The sequence below is a fragment of the Saccharothrix sp. CCNWYY140 genome, from assembly GCF_037401995.1.
In the GTDB taxonomy this organism is placed as follows: domain Bacteria; phylum Actinomycetota; class Actinomycetes; order Mycobacteriales; family Pseudonocardiaceae; genus Actinosynnema.
In genome coordinates, this window is sequence record NZ_JBBEGC010000021.1 from 42,529 (window position 1) to 60,107 (window position 17,579).

A 17,579-nucleotide genomic window follows, 5' to 3' on the forward strand; every position below is an offset into this window, starting at 1 on the left:
TTGCGGTAGAAACGCGGGAGGCAACCGCCGCCTACCCGCGAGGAGCCCGCAGTGGGAGACCCGCACTTAGCCGAGGCCGTCTGATGGCCGACACCGCTCCGGACCTCGACGACGCGGTCCGCAAGGCCGTCGTGGGCGACCGCATGGCCACTGCCTGGCTCCTCGGCGCCATCCGTCCGTTGGTCGTGCGCTACTGCCGTGCGCGCGTGGGCCGTCACGAACGCACTTACGCCTCCGCCGACGACGTGGCACAAGAGGTGTGCGTGGCTGTCCTAACGGCGCTTCCGACGTACAAGGACCACGGACGCCCCTTCTTGGCGTTCGTCTACGGCATCGCCGCGCACAAGGTCGCCGACGCCCACCGCGCGTCCCTGCGCAACCGCTCCGACCCCGTCCCCGAGCTGCCCGACGCCCCCACCGAGGAGGACGGCCCGGAGCAGTCCGCCCTGCGCCGGGAACTCGCCCGCCACGTCGCCGAGCTGCTGAAAGTCCTCCCCGAGAAGCAGCAGGAGATCCTCATGCTGCGGGTCGTCGTCGGCCTGTCCGCCGAGCAGACGGCGGCGGTCGTCGACTCGTCGCCCGGCGCGGTCCGGGTCGCCCAGCACCGGGCGCTGTCCCGGCTGCGCAAGGAGGTCGAGTCCCTCCGCTTCAGTGCCGCCACCGGGTGACGCGGGCGACCTCCTCGGCCGACGCGCCGGCGAACCGGGCGACCTCGCCGCGCCGCACGTCCGCGATCGTCGCGGCGAACTCCGCCCCGAACGCCTCCACCAGCACCTCGTCCGCCTCGAACGCCCGCACCGCCTCCTCCAGCGACGTCGGCAGCCGCGGCACGCCGGGCACGTGCACCGGGTCCACGTCGACCGGGGCCGGCAGCCGCAACCGGTCCACGATGCCGGCCAGCCCCGCCGCCAGCGTCGCCCCGACCGCCAGGTACGGGTTGGCCGCCAGGTCGTAGGACTTGACCTCCAGGTCCCGCCCCTCGACCACGCGCAGCGCCGCCTCCCGGTTCTCCACGCCCCACGCGGCGAACGCGCCCGCCCAGTGCGACGGCACCAGCCGCAGGTAGCTGGCCACCGACGGGCTGCCCACCGCGCACAGCCCCGGCAGGTGCCGCAGCACGCCGGCGGCGAACGAGTCCGCGTCCTCCGAACCGGCCAGGTTCCGCCCGTCCCGCCACAGGCTGACGTGCAGGTGACCGCCGTTGCCGACCCCGTCGGCCACGACCTTCGGCGAGAACGACGCCCGCAACCCGTGCCGCACGCTGATCGCCCGGACGGTCTCCTTGACCAGCACCGCCGTGTCCGCCGCGTGCACCGGGTCCTCGGGCGCGGTGGAGACCTCGAACTGCCCCGGCGCGTACTCGGGGTGGAACTGGAGCACGTCCACGTCCTGCTCGACCAGCGCCGCGACCAGGTCCGCGCAGTAGTCCGACAGCTCGACCTGCCGGGCGTGGCCGTAGGCGGGGGCGGTCGTGGCGGGCACGAAGTCGTCCGAACCGGGTTGGCCGACGACCCACTCCACCTCGAACCCGGCCCGCACGTCGTAGCCGTGCACGGCCAGCCGGTCGGCCATCGCCCGTGCGAACCCCCGCTCGTCCCGCGGGTGGGGGACGCCGTGCTGGTCGTAGCGGTCGGCGGGCGCCCACGCCCAGCCGGGCTGGCCCGCCAGCACCGCGATCCGGTCCAGGTCCGGGAACAACCGCAGGTCGCCGACGGGTCCGCCCGCGTGCCGACCGGCGATGATCGAGTCGTCCAGCAGGAACGCGTCGAACACGGGGGAGGCGCCCACGCCGTGCGCGGCGGCGTCGGGGAGCTTGCGCAGGGGCACGGACTTCACGCGGGTGATGCCGCTGTGGTCGACCCAGGTGATCGCGACCAGGATGACGTCCCGGTCGGCGAGGTCGTCCAGCAGGGCGGTGGCCCGGTCGTACCGGCGTTGCCGTTCCGCGGTGTCCATGAGGTGCGTGGTTACACCAGGTCACTACTCTTCAACAAGTGGAGCTGCTGCTGCCTTACGTGGCCGAGCAGAACCTCGTGGACCACCACTGCCACGGGGTGCTGCGGGACGACTTGGACCGCACGGGGTTCGAGGAACTGCTGACGGAGGCGGACCAGGTGAGCCCGTGGGGCACATCGTTGTTCGACTCCGCCGTGGGGCTCGCGGTGCGCCGCTGGTGCGCCCCGTTGCTTGACTTGCCGCCTAACGCGCCTGCGGACGAGTACATGGCACGGCGGCTGTCCTTGGGTGCGGCGGAGGTGAACCGGGCGTTCCTGGTCGCGGCCGGGATCTCGGTGTTCCTGGTGGACGGCGGGTTGTGGCCGGAACGGTTGTCCGGGCCTTCGATCTTCACCGGATCGCGTGAATTCTCGGTGCTGCGGCTGGAGCGGTTGGCCGAGGAGGTCATCGGTGGCGGCCCTTCGGCGTTCCCGGACGCGGTCCGCTCGGCGTTGGAACGCACTCCGGCCGTCGCCGCGAAGTCGATCGCCGCTTACCGCGTCGGGCTGGACCTCGCGCCCGAACGGCCGTCCGACGCCGAGGTCGTGGCCGCATGCGAGCGGTGGGGCGGGGAGGGTCGGTGCGCGGACGAGGTGCTGTCGCGGTTCCTGGTGTGGGAGGCGCTGGAACGCGGCTTGCCGGTGCAGTTCCACGTCGGTTACGGCGACAGCGACGTCACTCTGCACCGCGCCGATCCGTCGCTGCTCACGCCGCTCTTGCGGGCTACCGAACCGCTTGGCGTGCCGATCATGCTGCTGCACAACTACCCGTTCCACCGCACTGCGGGGTACTTGGCGCAGGTGTTTCCGCATGTCTTCGTGGACGTCGGGCTGGCAACGCACAACGTCGGCCACCAGGCCTCGCGGGTGCTCGGTGAGGCGCTGGAGATCGTGCCTTACGGCAAGTTCCTGTTCTCGACGGACGCGTTCGCGCTGCCGGAGCTGTACCACCTGGGGGCGTTGTTCTTCCGGCGCGCGTTGTCGGACTTCCTGTTGTCGGCGTTGCGGAGGCATGCTTTCGCCGAGGCCGACGCCGTGCGGATCTCTCACCTGATCGGGTGGGAGAACGCGCATCGAGCGTACCGGTTGGACTAGACTGTCGAACAAGCGTTCGGACCGGGGGGAGGGTTCATGGGCCGGAGCGCGAACCTGCCTCGCGGCCTGGTGGACCGGTTCCGCGCGCGAGGCGACGTCTGGCCGGACGACACCGGCTGCTCGATGCTGCACGTCGACATGGACGCCTTCTACGCGTCCGTGGAGATCCGCGACAACCCCGAGCTGGCGGGCAAGCCGGTGATCGTCGGGGGCACGGCCAACCGCGGTGTCGTGTCGTCGGCCAACTACCTGGCGCGCGAGTACGGCGTGAGGTCCGCCATGCCGACCTCCCACGCCCGCAGGCTCGCGCCGCACGCGGTGTTCGTGATGCCGAACTTCGCGCGCTACCAGGAGGTGTCGCGCGGGGTCATGGCGATCTTCCGCGACATCACACCGCTGGTCGAGCCGCTCTCGCTGGACGAGGCGTTCCTCGACGTCAGCGGTGCCCTGCGGCGCATGAAGGCCACACCGGCCGAGATCGGGGCGTTGATCCGGCGGCAGGTCGAAGAGGCGCAGGGGGTCACCTGCTCGGTCGGGGTGGCGCCGACGAAGTTCCTGGCCAAGCTGGCGTCCGGGATGTGCAAGCCCGACGGGATGATGGTCGTGCCGCGCACGGACGTGCTGGAGTTCCTGCACCCGCTGCCCGTGTCGGCGTTGTGGGGCGTCGGCAAGCGGACCGCCGAGCAGCTGGAACGGGTCGGGCTGGAGACGGTCGCCGACGTGGCGGCCACACCGCTGCCCCGGCTGCGGCGGGTGCTGGGCGTGGCGCTGGCCGAGCACCTCCACGCGCTCGCGCAGGGGCTGGACGACCGGCCGGTGGTGCCGTCCACCAGGGAGAAGTCGATCGGGGCCGAGGAGACGTTCGAGGTCGACCACTACGACCGGGAGCTGCTGCGGCGGGAGCTGCTGCGGCTGTCCGAGCGGTCGGCGGCCACGTTGCGGCAGCGGGGGCTGCGCGGGCGGACGGTGTCGATCAAGGTGCGGTTCGCCGACTTCACCACCATCACGCGGTCCAAGACGCTGCGGGTGGCCACCGACGTGACCCGCGAGGTCTACCAGACGGCGTCGGCCCTGCTCGACGAGCAGGTGCCGCCGGGCGCGGTGCGGCTCATCGGCGTGCGCATCGAGCAGTTGGTCGAGGGCGACGGCGGCGAACAGCTGATGTTCGACGCCCCGGAACGCGGCTGGCGGGACGCCGAACAGGCCGCCGACCAGGCCCGAACACGGTTCGGCAAGGCCGCGGTCAGACCCGCGACCCTGCTGTCCTCGGCGCCGGCCCAACCGAACCAGCCCGAACCCAAACCCGACCGCTGAGCACGACCGTTCGGGTGGTCGTGCCGGACAGCGGGGTCGATCATGGGCCACCCTGTCGGACGTGGACCGTTTCTGGGCCCTGCTCACGCCCGCCGAGCACGCGCTGCTGAGCGCGTCCGGGACCGAGCGCGACTACGCGACCGGGGCTGTCGTCTGCCACGAGGGCGAGGTCACCCGGCACGTGCTGGTCGTGCTGCGCGGCCTGCTCCGGGTCACCGCCGCCACCGCCAACGGCGAGCGGCTGCTGGCCGTGCGGGGCGCCGGGGACCTGGTGGGGGAGCGGGCCGCGATCGACGGGCGGCCCCGGTCCGCGACCGTGCGCGCGCTGGTGGACGTGCGGGCGCTGGTGCTGTCCGACACCGCCTTCGCCGACCTGTGCCAACGGCACCCGCGCATCGCGTGGGTCGTGCTGACCGTCGTCGTGGCCCGGCAGCGCGACACCGACCGGCAGCGCGTCCAGTTCAGCGGCACCGCCACCCAGCGCGTCGCCGCCGTGCTCATCGACGTGGCGCTGCGCCGGGGGATCGCCGACCAGGGGGCCGTGTCGCTCAGCCAGGAGGAATTGGCAGGTTTCGCGGGCACCTCGCGGGAATCGCTGGTCCGGGTGCTGCGATCGCTGCGCGAACAGGGCATCATCAGGACGGGCCGGCGGAAGATCGACATTCTCCAGGTAGGCCGTCTCTACGACTTGACCACCTGATTTCGTCTTGTGCGTCATCTGACGCAGAACCGGTCCGCCATTCCCCCTACAAATGAGCCATGACGAGCTGAAGGGGGAGAGATGAACCGAAACGAGGAACCCGCCCGGTCGCGCCGCCGCTTCACCGAACGCCTCGCGTGCACCCTGGTCTTCACCGCCGTGCAGCTGTGGGGCGCCGCCGTGATCCTCACCCAGCTGGACACGAACGGCCTGGTCGCGCTGGCCGTGGCGTTCGTGCTGTCGGGTGCGCTGGTCGCCGTCCACGACGCCTGGCAGTCCGTGCGGGCCGGTCGGAAGACGCTGGACGAGGAGATCCGCGAGGACCTGGTCCGGCTCTGAGGAAAACCACACGGCGACCGGCGAGGGGCGGTCGCCGTGTTCCAGAGGCCTTCTGCGGGCGGTCGGGTCCGCAGAAGGCCTCTCCGCATTCCTGCGGGCGCACGAGTTGTCCACAGCCCCGAAGTTGTCCACAATCCGCAACTTCGTCCTGGCCCATTCCCCACTCCGGCCCGATCGTGGACCCATGCACACCAAAACCCGAACCACGATCACCGTCGACGCGCTGGCCACGCTGTTCCCCCACCAGGTCACCACGGCGGCCGACCTCATCTGCCTGGGCCTGGACCACGAGGAGCTGGCCGGCCGCTGCGACTCGGCCGAGTGGCAACGCGTGCTCCCCGGAGTCCTGCTCCTGAGCCGAAAACCCCCGACCCGACTACAGCGGGTGCAGGCGGCCCTCCGCTACGCCGGCCCCGGCGCCCTGCTGACCGGCCTGGACGCCCTGCACCTGCACGGCCTGCGCACAGTGCCTGCAACGGGTCCGATCTTCATCCTCGCCAACCGTCCCGTAGAGCCCGTCGACGGCATCAAGGCCCTACGCCCCCGCAGGCACATCGAGCCGGTCCTCCGCCGAGGCTTCCCCACGGCTCCGCTGATCAGAGCAGTCTCCGACACGACCCGCTTCCACACGGCACCACACGTGCTCCGAGCGATCCTCACTGACGCCGTCCGCCGAGGCGGCATCCCCGCAGCCGACCTCATGCGCGCCCTGTCGAAACGAGGAGACCAAACCAAACAAATCCTGACCGACCTGGCCACCCCACCCCCGCCCCACCCTCGCCGCCCCACCCCCACCCTCCGACACTTCGGGGTTCCGAATGGCGAGAACGGCGCACAACGGCTAAGGACGCGGAGGTCAGGGCAGGTCTCCCCGGGACCTCACGAAGGTCTGACCGTTGACCCGTGAGGATGATGGTGACCGAACGAACCGCTTAGGGGCACGGACTGGGTAGTCGCCGGGCCTCGCGAATCGTATCCTGGTTGTGACGCCCCCAGGGCGGGGCGTCCGCCGGGACCGGCGGCAACCGTGAACACCCGGCGCCCGCGACCGCTGTGCCGGAGGAGGAGCCATGCCACTCTCCGAGCACGAGCAGCGACTGCTCGACCAGATCGAGCGCGCGCTCTACGCCGAGGACCCGAAGTTCGCATCCACCGTGCGCGGCGCCAAGCTGCGCAAGCCGTCCCGACGGCGTCGCATCCAGGGCATCGCGCTGTTCGCCGTGGGTGTGGCCCTGCTCGTGACGGGTGTGATGTTGCCGAAGCTCGCTGGTATCCCGGTGGTGAGCGTGGTCGGCTTCTTGTTGATGTTCTTCGGCGTGCTGCTCACCGTGACGACACTGCGTCGTGGTGACCAGGGTGCCGACGAACCCAACGAAGAGGGAAGCCGCCCCAGCCGCAGCTCGTTCTCCCAAAAGATGGAAGAACGCTTCCGTCGCCGTCTGGAGGACGAGTAGCCAGACACACCCCAACAACCTCACGGCCCGCCCTCCCCAGAGGGCGGGCCGTGCAGCATGCCCACCCCCAGCCACCCCTACCCACCCCCTACCCCCACATCACCCAATCGAGCGACATACAGAATCCGCGACCAAACCCCATCTCACGCGTCCCGTAAACAAGGAGCGCGGCACAACGGCAGACACCAGCCCAAGGCCGGCCCACCCCCACCCCTCCGCCACCGCACCACCGATACCGACCAACTCACCCCCGCGCCCCCCGCCAGCCCTCTGATCCCACGCCGCCCGAACCCACTGGCCCCACGCCGCCGCTATCGCCTCACTCGCCCGCACCACCGCCGCCGGCCCCTCGGCCCCAGGACTGCTGCCGGTGGACTCGCCCACATCGTCGCCGCCAACGGCCCAATCGCCGTCATCCGCCGACACGAGCCCGCTCGCAGTCCACCGCCGCTGCTGCCCGCCAGTTCATCGCCACAGATGCGGCCCACGCCGACCGCTCACCGCTGATGCCCCGCGCCAGGCCGCCGCTGACCCGCGCTGCCACGCACGCCCCGGTTGCGCCACGCGTCCACCGACCGCCTGAACCCGCGCCCACCACTCGCACCGCGCCGCCGCACGCCCACCGCGCCGCCGCACGCCCACCGCGCCGCTTCCGGCCGTCCCCAGCCGCCGCGCCGCCCCTCGTGCCGCCGAGCGCCCCTCGTCCCCGCGCTGCCAAGTCCGCACCGCTGGCATCGCCGGCACCGCTGGCATCGGCGGGCACGGCTCCCACCGCGCTGCCGAGTCCGCACCGCCGGCACCATCGGCATCGCCGGGCACGGCTCCCACCGCGCTGCCAAGTCCGCACCGCCCGCACCGCCGGGCACGGCTCCCACCGCGCCCACCGCCGGGCATGGCGGGCACCGCTCCCACCGCCCGCACCCCACACCGCCCCGGCCGCCCGAGCTGCCGCGTCGCGAGGCCGCTGCGCGGCCGACCGGGGCGACGCTGTTCGACCGGCGGGTGCCCAGTGCGCGGTGCGGGGCGGGGTGCGGGGTGCGGAGGGGGTGGTTAGTCGTCGGGGTCGGTGGGGGTGGTGGGGTTGAGGACTGAGCGGGGGAGGACTTTGGCTTTGAGGGCCAAGGGGGCGTTTCTGGTGAGGCTTCGGCGGACCTCGTCTACCGCGCCCGGCAGGGTCGGGTCGGCTGCGGCGTTGGTGCTGTACCACGAGCGTTCCACCGCCCCGACCACCGCGCGCAGCCCGTCCCGGCCCTGTTCGTCCAGGTTGTGGGCGCGGGCCATGCGGCGGGCGGCCACTCGGACGGTTTCCGTGGGTGGCACCCTGGTGCCTCGGTCCACCGACTCCGCGATCAGTTCCTGCCACGCCGCACCAGCCGCGTCCGGACCCAGGCCGGCCACGGTGCGCAAGCGGTTGCGGCGGCGCCATTCTCGGACGGCGGCTGGGGTGGCGACTACCAACGCCAACAGCAGCGGCACGGCGATCCACCATGACACCAAAGCGACCAAAAGTGTGATCAACACGACCCATGCGGCGACCGCGACGCTGGCCAGGAGGGGCTTCAGCCACGCGACCCCGGCTGCCCACGGGACAGCCTCGGCAACACGAGGAGGTCGCCTGGCCAACAACAGCAAGAACAGGGTCAAGAGGACGCCCAGAACGGCTGCCGTCACGAGGGTGGCCGTGTGCCACGTCGGGATGGGGGTCGCCTGGGTGCCGTCGGCGTTGTCGGCCTGGTCACCAGGGGTGGCGGACGTCGTGGACGAGGACGCCGACGTTGTGGGGGCCGTGGTGGTCGTGGGGGCGGTTGTGGTGTTGTCTTCCTCGTCGTCTGCCTCGCGGCCGGCGATGTACGGCGGGACCACGCCTCGGCCGTCCGACAGGGGCGTCGGGTCGAAGACCGTCCAGCCGTAGCCGGGGAAGTAGATCTCCACCCACGCGTGCGCGTCCTGGGTGGTGATGGTCTGGGCGTCGCCGACCGGGAAGCCCGCGGTGAAACCCAGGGCCACTCGGGACGGCAGGCCGACCGACCTCGCCATGATCGCCATCGCCGACGCGTACTGCTCGCAGAACCCACGCTTGCCGGTCAGGACGAAGTCGCGCAGCGCGTCCGTCGTCTGCGCACCGCCGGTGTCCGTCGTGTAGGTGAAGCCCTGCGTGCCGTCGGTGAAGTAGCTGTACAGCGCGCTGGCCTTGTCGAACGCGTTGTTCTGGCTGCTGGTGATCTGGCGCGCCAGGTTCGCCACCTCCGGGCTGACGCCGCGCGCGTCCAGGTACACGTCCTCGATGTCGGCTGCACCGTTCGCGCGGCGCAGGGCATCGCTCGACGGCGTCTTGAGCACCGTCTGCAACCTGTACGGCCCGGCCTTCCGCTGCCGGACGCTGTAGACCATCCCGCGCACGGGGTCGTACCGCCAGTTGTCCTCGACGTCCTGGATGCGCCGGGGCCGCCCGTACACCGGCAGCCAGTTGTCCAGCCAGTTCACCGGCTCGACGGTCACCGTGGTGACCTCGCCGTCGCCCGGGTCGCCCGGCTGTTGCGGCAGGTTGCCGTTCGCGGGCACGCCGGTGGACAGGTCGCCGCCCAGTCGCCAGCCCTGGTCGGGGATGTACTCGCGCAACGTCATCGCCCGCAGGTACGCCGCCTCGGGCAGCCCGCGCACCCGGAACATCTCCCGCGTCGCGCCCTGGTTGAGCATGCCGCGCAGTTCGGTCATCGGGTCGATGCCCAGGCCGTTCGCGCCGCCGCCCACCTCGTCGCCGCCGGGCAGCCGCCCGACCGTCCCGACCAGAGTGAAGCTCGCGCCGGCCAGCATCGCGACCACCACGGCCGCACCCGCGACCGCAGTCGCCGCCGGACCCGTGGTCGCACCGCCCACGCCCGGCCGCCGACCGCGCCACGCGTCGTGCCGGTGCTGCCCGTCCACCGCCAGCAGCAGCGCGAACGCCCCGGCGCCGAACACGAACGTCCACAGCGGCAGCATCTCGTCGGCCAGCGAGGCCGGCACCGCGAACACGCACAGCAGCACCAGGCCGGACGCGGCGGGCGCCGCCGCGCCGACGGCCAGCAGGTCCACCAGCACCGCGACCAGGCCGATGGCCAGCATCACCAGGCACCGGATCGACTCGCTGTCGGGCACCGGCGGCACACCGGTCTGCACCTCGGCGAACGCGTCGCCGAGCACGGTCATCAGGTCGCCCAGCGACTCCGGACCGGGCAGCACCACCAGCACGCCGGTGCGGGTGAAGATCGTCACCAGCAGCGACAGCAGCGCCAGCACCTGCACCAGCGCGATCAGCGGGTTGGGCAGCCGGGTCTGCCGCAGCAGCACCCCGACCCCGACCACGACGGTGATCGCCACGGCCAGGTTCACCAGCCACAACACACCCGCCACCACGCTGGACAGCGCGGTCGCGGCGCACAGCGTGGCCAGGCCGGCGACGACCGGCGTCGCGCTCACCACCCAGCCACCGCGCGGCGCGGTCCCGGAGCTCACGTGCCCACCACCCAGCCGCCGCGGGGCGCGGTCCTGGCGCCCGCGTGCTCACCCCAGCTGCCGCGGGACACGGCCTCGGCGCTCACGTGCCCACCACCAAGCCGGCGCTCACGTGCCCACCCCAGTCGCCGAGTGCGGCGGTACCGCTGGTCACCTGCTCATCCCCCAGTCGCCGCGGGTCACTCAACCCACCTCCGTGCGCACCACCGGGCCGCGGTTGCCCGCGCTGTGGCACAGCTCCTGCCAGACCTGGCCCATCGGCGTCGACGGCCGGGCGACGACCGCGCCCCAGCCGGCCGCCGTGAGCAGGCCACGCGCTTCCTCCGGGTCGGGCGCGCCGTCCTCGCCGGCCGTCGCCCACGCCCGCACGTCCATCACCACGGCCAGGCTGCGCATGCCGCGCGGCCGGTTGCGCACCAGCGCGTCGACCACCGCGGGCGTGCCCGCGCCGAGGATCGCGATGACCTCCTGACCCGCGCCCGGGTCCAGGCCCGCCGCGAGTTCCCGCCGGTGCGAGGGCTGCAACGCCGCCAGCGCGTCCAGCACCACAGCGTCGCTGTGCCCGCCGTCGCCCGACCCGCCCGCCAGCACCCGGCCGTCGTCGCCGACCAGCCGCACCTGGTGCCCGAACCGGTGCAGGTGCAGGCACACCGACGCCGCGAACGACACCGCCCACTCCAGCGACGAGTTCGGCCCGGTGCCGCGGTGGGCGGTCAGCCGGTGGTCCAGCAGCACCGTCGTGCCGCCGCGCCACGGCCGTTCCTCCACGCGCACCATCAGCTCGTCGCGCCGCGCGGTGGACCGCCAGTGGACTTTGCGCAGGTCGTCGCCGTGCCGGTACTGCCGCACCACGGCGTCGTCCTCGCCCTGCCCGGCGCGCAGCCGGATCGAGCCGTCGTCGCCCGCGCCCATGCCGGACCCGCTGGGCAGCCCGGTCAGGCCGACCACGCGCGGCACCACGACCAGCCTGGACCGGCCCGCCAGCTCGCGGTCGAACTCGGCCAGCCCGAACGGGTCGGTGATCCGCGCCATCAGCGGGCCGACCTGCTGGATGCCGCGCATCACCGGCTTGAGCGGGTAGCGCAGCGAGGTCACCGTGTTGCGGGGCAGCCGCTCGACGACGAACCGGGGCCGCGCGCCCAGCGCGTACGGCACGGCGTCCTCCAGCAGCAGGCCGCCGGTGGGCAGCCGCCCGGCCGAGCGCAGCTCGACCTTCACCTCGGTCGCCGCGCCCACCTGCACCCGGCTGGGGAACAGGAACCGGGACGCGTGCAGGCCGACCCTGGCCCGTTGCGCCAGCCACGCGGCCAGCACCGGCAGGGCCACCACGAACGCGGCGACCCGCAGCAGGTCCCGCTCGTTGAGCACGACCGCGCACAGGCCCGCCGCGAACCCGGCGGCGAGGAGGCAGCGGCCCCGGGTGGTCAGCCCGGACAGGGCTCCGCGCATGTCAGCGGTGGTGGCCGTCGCCGTGGCCCGGGGCCGGGTGGCCGCCGGGGTGGCGCTGGACGTTGTGGAGGAACTGGCCGGACGGGTCCAGCGCCGCCTGCGGCACCGGCACCCGCTGGAGCAGGTTGCGCACCAGGTCCGCCGCCGACCTGCGCGCCGCCTGCGCCTCGGCCGTGAGCACCAGGCGGTGCGCCAGGACGGGCACGGCCACCGCGTGGATGTCGTCGGGCACCACGAAGTCGCGCCCGGCCAGCGCCGCCTGCGCCCGCGCCGCCCGCACCAGCTGCAACGTCGAGCGCGGGGACGCGCCCAGCCTCAGCTCCGGCAGCCGCCGGGTGGCCGACACCAGCTCCACCGCGTACCGCCGCACCTCCTGCGACAGGTGCACCCGGCGCACGGCGTGCACGAGCTTGAGCACGGTGTCCGCGTCCGAGACCGGCCGCAGGTCGGCCAGCGGGTCGTTGCCCGCGTGCTCGTCCACCATCGCCAGCTCGGCCTGCGGGTCGGGGTAGCCGATCGACACGCGCGCGGTGAACCGGTCGCGCTGCGCCTCGGGCAGGGCGTAGGTGCCCTCCATCTCGATCGGGTTCTGCGTGGCGATCACCATGAACGGCGCGCTGAGCGGGTAGGTGTTCCCGTCCACCGTCACCTGGTGCTCTTCCATGCACTCCAGCAGCGCCGACTGGGTCTTCGGCGAGGCCCGGTTGATCTCGTCGCCGACCACGATGTTGGCGAACACCGGGCCGGGCCGGAACTCGAAGTCGTTGTCCTGCCGGTTGTAGATCGACACACCGGTGATGTCGCTGGGCAGCAGGTCCGGGGTGAACTGGATCCGGCTCACCGAACAGTCGATGGACCGCGCCAGGGCCTTGGCCAGCGACGTCTTGCCGACGCCGGGCACGTCCTCCACCAGCAGGTGGCCCTCGGCGAGCAGCGTCACGATGGCGATCCGGACCACGTCCGGCTTGCCCACGATGACCTTCTCGACGTTCGCCGCGATGCGCCCCACCACGGCGTGCAGTTCGGCGAGCACCTCGTCGGGCCGGCTGTGCACGGGGGCCGTGTTGTTCACGTGATTGAGCCCACCGCCCCCGAAAGAGTGTTCGGGCAGCGCGGCTGGCTGGGTACTCGGAGTCACTCGACCTCCCGAAGACCACCGCGACCGGTTCGCGGAGGCGGTGAGCGTTTCACGCAGTGTGTCAAACCGGGGCGAAGCGCCCCACACCGATTGAACATTCTCGCGGCGCTGGTTTCCACGGCCGTCGCCGGCACCCGGTTCACCCGCTCCCACCACGATTCCCCACCACCCGTCGGGCTGAACCCGTTTTGTCCGATTTCACTGGGCCGTTCGGGTGGGATTTGAAGTCGATCACGGCCCGTCCGGCCGTGGGGCCGCCGCGCTTCCCCCACCGCCCCCCACGCTCGTCATCTCCGCTCTACCTGCGTAAACGTTCCCCATCCGGGTGGCTGACCACCCGTTTCAGCGTTGACTGTGGTGAAAAGTGGGGTACTGTGGCGGCCGGTGGGGCAGACGGGGTGCTCCACTGCCGGTCCGCAGTCCGGCGGCGGGAGGTGGGTTGCCGTGTTCCTGGGCACGCACCACCCGAGGCTGGACGACAAGGGTCGGCTGACGCTGCCTGCGAAGTTCCGGGACGCGCTAGCGGGGGGTCTCATGGTCACCAAGGGCCAGGACCACTGCCTCTACGTGTTCCCTCGGGCCGAGTTCGAGCAGATGGCGCGCAAGGTCGCGGAAGCGCCGTTCACGAACGAGGCGGTCCGCGCCTACCAGCGCTACCTGTTCGCGGGGACCGACGAGCAGCGGCCGGACGGCCAGGGCCGGGTGTCGATCGCACCGGAACTGCGCCGGTACGCGGGGTTGACCAAGGAGTGCGTGGTCATCGGCGCGGTCAACCGGCTGGAGATCTGGGACGCGCAGGCGTGGCAGCGCTACATGGACGAGCACGAGGACAGCTACGCCGAGGCTCGCGAGGAGGTGCTGCCGGGCGTCTTCTGATGGGCGTGAACGCTTGAGGTTTCGGGTGCCGTGAGGCCTCGGTCCGCTCGGCTTTCGGCCCTGGCGCACCTTCCCCGGCGCCAGGTCCGACGGGCGGGCGGGGACCTGACGACACCCGAATTTCTTTGTCAGAGGGGGGACGTGGGAGGGGACATGAGCGAGCGGCGGCACGTGCCGGTGCTGCTCGACCGCGTCCTCGCTCTGCTGGCCCCCGCGCTGGCCGACCGGGACGCGGTGTTCGTGGACTGCACGCTCGGCCTGGGCGGCCACTCCGAGGCCGTGCTGCGGGCGCACCCGCGGGTGCACCTGATCGGCCTGGACCGCGACCCGCAGGCGATCGAGCTGGCGCGCAAGCGCCTGGAGCCCTTCGCCGACCGGACGACGTTCGTGCAGACCACCTACGACCACATCGCCGAGGCGGTGGACGGTCCGGTGGACGGCATCCTCATGGACCTGGGCGTCTCGTCGTTGCAGCTCGACGCCGAGGAGCGCGGTTTCGCGTACTCCCGGGACGCGCCCCTGGACATGCGGATGAGCGCCGGGACCGGCATGACCGCCGCCGACGTGCTCAACGAGTACTCCGTGGACGACCTGACCCGCATCCTGCGCGACTACGGCGAGGAGCGCTTCGCGCGCAAGATCGCCCAGGCCGTGGCGCGGGAACGGGAGCGCGAGCCGTTCACCAACTCCGGGCGGCTGGTGCAGCTGCTCTACGACGTGGTGCCCGCGGCGACCCGCCGCACCGGCGGCCACCCGGCGAAGCGGACCTTCCAGGCGCTGCGGATCGAGGTCAACGGCGAGCTGGAGTCGCTGCGCCAGGCCCTGCCGGCGGCGCTGTCGGTGCTGGCGGTGGGCGGCCGGATCGTCGTGGAGTCCTACCAGTCGCTGGAGGACCGCATGGTCAAGCGCGCCTTCACCGAGCTGGCGGTGTCCACGACGCCGCACGGCCTGCCGGTGGAGCTGCCCGGCCACGGCCCGCAGCTGAAGCTGGTGACCCGCGGCGCCGAGGTCGCGAACGAGCAGGAGATCGAGGACAACCCCAGGGCCGCGCCGGTGAGACTCCGGGCGGCGGAACGGATCCGGGAGGCGACATGACCGCACCAGCCCGGGTGAACGGCGTGCCGTCCACCCCCGGCACCCCGCGCGAGCGGGCACTGCGCTCGGTCCCGGGCCGACCCCGGTCGGCGGCGGCGGAACGGGCGTACGCGCGCCGCGAGCAGCGGACCCGCGGCACCGCCGTGACCCGCCAGCCGGTCGCCGCGCCCAAGGCCCCGTTCGTGGTGATGGTGATGGTCGTGCTGGGCGTCGGCATCGCCGCGATCATGTGGCTGTCCACCCAGGCCACGGCCGATTCCTACCGCCTCCAGGACGCCCGCGCGGAGGAGAAGCGCCTGGCCCGCCAGGTCGAGCAGCTGCGGCAGGAGGTCGCGCTCGCGGAGTCGCCGCGCCAGCTCGCGGAGGCCGCCGCACGCCTGGGCCTGGTGCCCGTGGAGGACCCGGCCCGCCTGCGCCAACTGCCCGACGGGACGGTCGAGGTCTACGGCGAGCCCTCGGAGGCCAAGGCCCCGACCCCGCCCCAGACCTCCACCCCACCCCCGGCGCAGCCCGACCCCAACGCGCAGCAGCCGGACCCGAACGCGCAGCAGCCGAACCCCAACACCCAGCAGCCGGACCCGAACGCGCAACAGCCCGACCCCAACGCGCAGCAGCCACCCGCCCAACCCACGCAGCAGGTGCCCGGAGGTCAGTGATGCCAGGGCGGCCCACCAGGGGTAGGCCCACCAGGCGGCCGTTGTCGGTCCGCGCGCCCAAGCGGCGCCGGGGCGGCAACAGCCGGGTCCGCATCGCCGTCGGCAGGCTGCTGCTGGTCGGCGCGCTCGTGCTGGCCGGGCTGAAGCTGGTCCAGGTGCAGGGCTTCCAGGCCGAGGCGCTGTCGCAGGAGGCGCAGAAGCAGCGCGCCACCAAGATCGACGTGCCCGCGGCCCGCGGCGCCATCACCGACCGCAACGGCAACCAGCTCGCGTTCAGCATCGAGGCCCGCCAGCTCTACGCCGTGCCGCAGCTGATCCGCGAGAAGTGGGCCAAGGCGCAGGAGGCCGACCCGAAGATCGGCTCCTTCGAGGACTGGGCGCGCGAGGTCGCGAAGTTCATCCAGGACACGCTCGGCACCGAGGTCAACGGCCAGAAGACCGACGAGCAGACGATGTACGCGCTGCTCACCAAGGACACCACCTACGTCGAGCTGGTCGACAACGTCGATCCGGCCAAGGCGGCGGCGATCCGGGAGAAGTACGCCGACATCGGCTCGGAGTACCGGGCCGTCCGCGTCTACCCCAACGGCGAGCTGGCGTCGAACATCATCGGCGCGGCGAACTGGCGCGAGGACCAGGAACCCCCCGCCACGCACGGCGTGCTGGGCCTGGAGAACTCACAGGACAACGTGCTCGCCGGCCGCAACGGCCAACGGATCGTGGACACCATGCAGGGCAACGACGAAGTGGTGATCCCCGGCCCCGAACGCGCCCGCGAGCTGGCCGCCGCCGTACCCGGCCGAAGCCTGGAACTGACCCTCGACGTCGACACGCAGTACGCGTTGCAGCGCATGGTCACCGACTACACGGCCAAGTCCGGCGCGAAGACCGGCTCGGCAGTGGTGCTCGACTCGCGCACCGGCGAAATCCTGGCGATGGCCAACGACAAGACCTTCGACCCCAACGACTTCGGCAAGGCCTCCGAGGACCAACTCCGCAACGCGGCCGTGTCCTCGGTGTTCGAACCGGGCTCGGTGAACAAGGTCGTCACAGCGGCAACGGCCATCGAGGACGGCATCTACCAGCCGGACAGCGTGCTGACGGTCGATCCCACGATCAAGATCGCCGACCGAACCATCAAGGACCACTGGAACCACCCGACCCTGGACATGACGTTCACGGGCGTGTTCGCGAAGTCCTCGAACGTCGGCACCCTCATGGCAGCGCAAAAGATCGGCGAGGACCGCTACGCCGACATGCTCCGCAAGTTCGGCCTGGGCAAACGCACCCAGTCGGGCCTGCCAGGTGAAGAGTCGGGCTCAGTCCCGCCACGCAACCAATGGTCGGGCTCGACGTTCGGAAACCTGCCCATCGGCCAGGGCCTGAACATGACCCTGCTCCAGATGACCGGCATGTACCAGGCCATCGCCAACGACGGCGTCCGCATCCCCCCACGCATCATCCGCGCGGAAGTGGACGAGTCAGGCGCCCGCCGAGAACTGGACCGCCCGGAACAGGTCCGAGTCGTCTCCCCCCAAACCGCGAAGACAGTCCGAGACATGTTCCGAGCCGTGATGCAAACCGAACCCGGCCAGTCGGGCACTGGCGGACCGGCCGCTCTGGCGGGTTACCAGGTGACGGGGAAGACCGGAACGGCCCAGCAGGTCGACCCGAAATGCGGGTGCTACAGCACGACCTCGTACTGGATCACCTTCGCGGGCATCTTCCCGGCGGACAACCCCCGATACGTGGTGGGGATCATGCTGGACGCACCAAGCGGCGGCGGCCAGTACAGCGGAACGGCAGCCCCGCTGTTCCACGACATCGCTTCGTACCTGGCACAGCGCTACCAGGTGCCGATGTCAACGGAACAAACCCCGGTCATGCAACTAATCCTCTGACACCGCCCAAAGGGCGCGCGCTTTTGGAAGGGCTCGCGCAGCAGACCTCCCAACTTGGGCTTCTTCCGTCATC

Annotated in this window: 15 protein-coding genes; 11 read left to right on the forward strand and 4 right to left on the reverse strand. The window is 72.0% G+C overall.

All coding sequences use genetic code 11. The annotated features are described in order from the left end of the window. Window positions 1–83 precede the first annotated feature (83 nt). A complete protein-coding gene (locus WBN91_RS13285) occupies window positions 84–668 on the forward strand; it encodes a sigma-70 family RNA polymerase sigma factor (RefSeq protein WP_337725750.1) in 585 nt (194 codons plus the stop codon). Here the strand turns inward: WBN91_RS13285 and WBN91_RS13290 are convergent. Next, window positions 649–1,956, reverse strand: a complete 1,308-nt coding sequence (locus WBN91_RS13290) for a glutamine synthetase family protein (protein WP_337725751.1) — start codon at window positions 1,954–1,956, stop codon at window positions 649–651. The two genes, WBN91_RS13285 and WBN91_RS13290, sit on opposite strands and share 20 nt — an antisense overlap. Before the next feature lie 38 nt (window positions 1,957–1,994). On the opposite strand from WBN91_RS13290, the gene WBN91_RS13295 reads away from it, so the two are divergent. From WBN91_RS13295 to WBN91_RS13320, 6 genes are all read left to right on the forward strand, one after another. Beyond that, entirely contained in the window at window positions 1,995–3,089 is a 1,095-nt protein-coding gene (locus tag WBN91_RS13295) for an amidohydrolase family protein (protein WP_337725753.1), read from the forward strand. 36 nt (window positions 3,090–3,125) lie between these two features. Further along, window positions 3,126–4,403, forward strand: coding sequence for a DNA polymerase IV (locus WBN91_RS13300; protein ID WP_337725754.1), 1,278 nt, complete (start codon window positions 3,126–3,128; stop codon window positions 4,401–4,403). Window positions 4,404–4,464: 61 nt separating this feature from the next. Then, window positions 4,465–5,103, forward strand: a complete 639-nt coding sequence (locus tag WBN91_RS13305; protein WP_337725755.1) for a Crp/Fnr family transcriptional regulator — start codon at window positions 4,465–4,467, stop codon at window positions 5,101–5,103. Window positions 5,104–5,184: 81 nt separating this feature from the next. Further along, window positions 5,185–5,442, forward strand: a complete 258-nt coding sequence (locus tag WBN91_RS13310) for a hypothetical protein (protein ID WP_337725756.1) — start codon at window positions 5,185–5,187, stop codon at window positions 5,440–5,442. Window positions 5,443–5,626: 184 nt separating this feature from the next. After that, entirely contained in the window at window positions 5,627–6,349 is a 723-nt protein-coding gene (locus tag WBN91_RS13315) for a hypothetical protein (protein ID WP_337725757.1), read from the forward strand. Between the two features lie 163 nt (window positions 6,350–6,512). Beyond that, window positions 6,513–6,896, forward strand: a complete 384-nt coding sequence (locus tag WBN91_RS13320) for a DUF3040 domain-containing protein (protein ID WP_121226783.1) — start codon at window positions 6,513–6,515, stop codon at window positions 6,894–6,896. A 1,050-nt stretch (window positions 6,897–7,946) separates the two neighbouring features. Here the strand turns inward: WBN91_RS13320 and WBN91_RS13325 are convergent. The 3 genes from WBN91_RS13325 to WBN91_RS13335 all read right to left on the reverse strand — a co-directional run bounded on the left by WBN91_RS13325 (window position 7,947) and on the right by WBN91_RS13335 (window position 12,912). Then, window positions 7,947–10,391: a transglutaminase family protein gene (locus WBN91_RS13325; RefSeq protein WP_337725758.1), complete on the reverse strand. Its 2,445-nt coding sequence runs from the start codon at window positions 10,389–10,391 to the stop codon at window positions 7,947–7,949. Window positions 10,392–10,574: 183 nt separating this feature from the next. Next, complete coding sequence (locus WBN91_RS13330; protein ID WP_337725759.1) at window positions 10,575–11,840, reverse strand: DUF58 domain-containing protein; 1,266 nt, start codon at window positions 11,838–11,840, stop codon at window positions 10,575–10,577. Window position 11,841: 1 nt separating this feature from the next. Next, window positions 11,842–12,912 (reverse strand): AAA family ATPase, encoded by a 1,071-nt coding sequence (locus tag WBN91_RS13335; RefSeq protein ID WP_443217712.1) that lies wholly within the window; start codon window positions 12,910–12,912, stop codon window positions 11,842–11,844. A 510-nt stretch (window positions 12,913–13,422) separates the two neighbouring features. Between WBN91_RS13335 and mraZ the strand changes: the two genes are divergently transcribed. The 4 genes from mraZ (at window position 13,423) to WBN91_RS13355 (ending at window position 17,506) form a co-directional block, all read left to right on the forward strand. Further along, window positions 13,423–13,854 (forward strand): division/cell wall cluster transcriptional repressor MraZ, encoded by a 432-nt coding sequence (gene mraZ, locus WBN91_RS13340; RefSeq protein ID WP_121226791.1) that lies wholly within the window; start codon window positions 13,423–13,425, stop codon window positions 13,852–13,854. Window positions 13,855–14,007: 153 nt separating this feature from the next. Further along, complete coding sequence (gene rsmH / locus WBN91_RS13345; RefSeq protein ID WP_337725760.1) at window positions 14,008–14,949, forward strand: 16S rRNA (cytosine(1402)-N(4))-methyltransferase RsmH; 942 nt, start codon at window positions 14,008–14,010, stop codon at window positions 14,947–14,949. Continuing rightward, entirely contained in the window at window positions 14,946–15,605 is a 660-nt protein-coding gene (locus WBN91_RS13350; protein WP_337725761.1) for a hypothetical protein, read from the forward strand. The genes rsmH and WBN91_RS13350 overlap by 4 nt, the downstream gene beginning before the upstream one ends. Continuing rightward, complete coding sequence (locus tag WBN91_RS13355; RefSeq protein ID WP_337725762.1) at window positions 15,605–17,506, forward strand: peptidoglycan D,D-transpeptidase FtsI family protein; 1,902 nt, start codon at window positions 15,605–15,607, stop codon at window positions 17,504–17,506. The genes WBN91_RS13350 and WBN91_RS13355 overlap by 1 nt, the downstream gene beginning before the upstream one ends. Window positions 17,507–17,579: the final 73 nt, after the last annotated feature.

Coding starts and splice junctions, on each gene's coding strand:
- rsmH (WP_337725760.1), top strand. CDS start 14,008: ATGAGCGAGCGGCGGCACGTGCCGGTGCTGCTCGACCGCGTCCTCGCT.
- WBN91_RS13320 (WP_121226783.1), top strand. CDS start 6,513: ATGCCACTCTCCGAGCACGAGCAGCGACTGCTCGACCAGATCGAGCGC.
- WBN91_RS13290 (WP_337725751.1), bottom strand. CDS start 1,956: ATGGACACCGCGGAACGGCAACGCCGGTACGACCGGGCCACCGCCCTG.
- WBN91_RS13355 (WP_337725762.1), top strand. CDS start 15,605: ATGCCAGGGCGGCCCACCAGGGGTAGGCCCACCAGGCGGCCGTTGTCG.
- WBN91_RS13300 (WP_337725754.1), top strand. CDS start 3,126: ATGGGCCGGAGCGCGAACCTGCCTCGCGGCCTGGTGGACCGGTTCCGC.
- WBN91_RS13330 (WP_337725759.1), bottom strand. CDS start 11,840: ATGCGCGGAGCCCTGTCCGGGCTGACCACCCGGGGCCGCTGCCTCCTC.
- WBN91_RS13285 (WP_337725750.1), top strand. CDS start 84: ATGGCCGACACCGCTCCGGACCTCGACGACGCGGTCCGCAAGGCCGTC.
- WBN91_RS13315 (WP_337725757.1), top strand. CDS start 5,627: ATGCACACCAAAACCCGAACCACGATCACCGTCGACGCGCTGGCCACG.
- WBN91_RS13310 (WP_337725756.1), top strand. CDS start 5,185: ATGAACCGAAACGAGGAACCCGCCCGGTCGCGCCGCCGCTTCACCGAA.
- WBN91_RS13350 (WP_337725761.1), top strand. CDS start 14,946: ATGACCGCACCAGCCCGGGTGAACGGCGTGCCGTCCACCCCCGGCACC.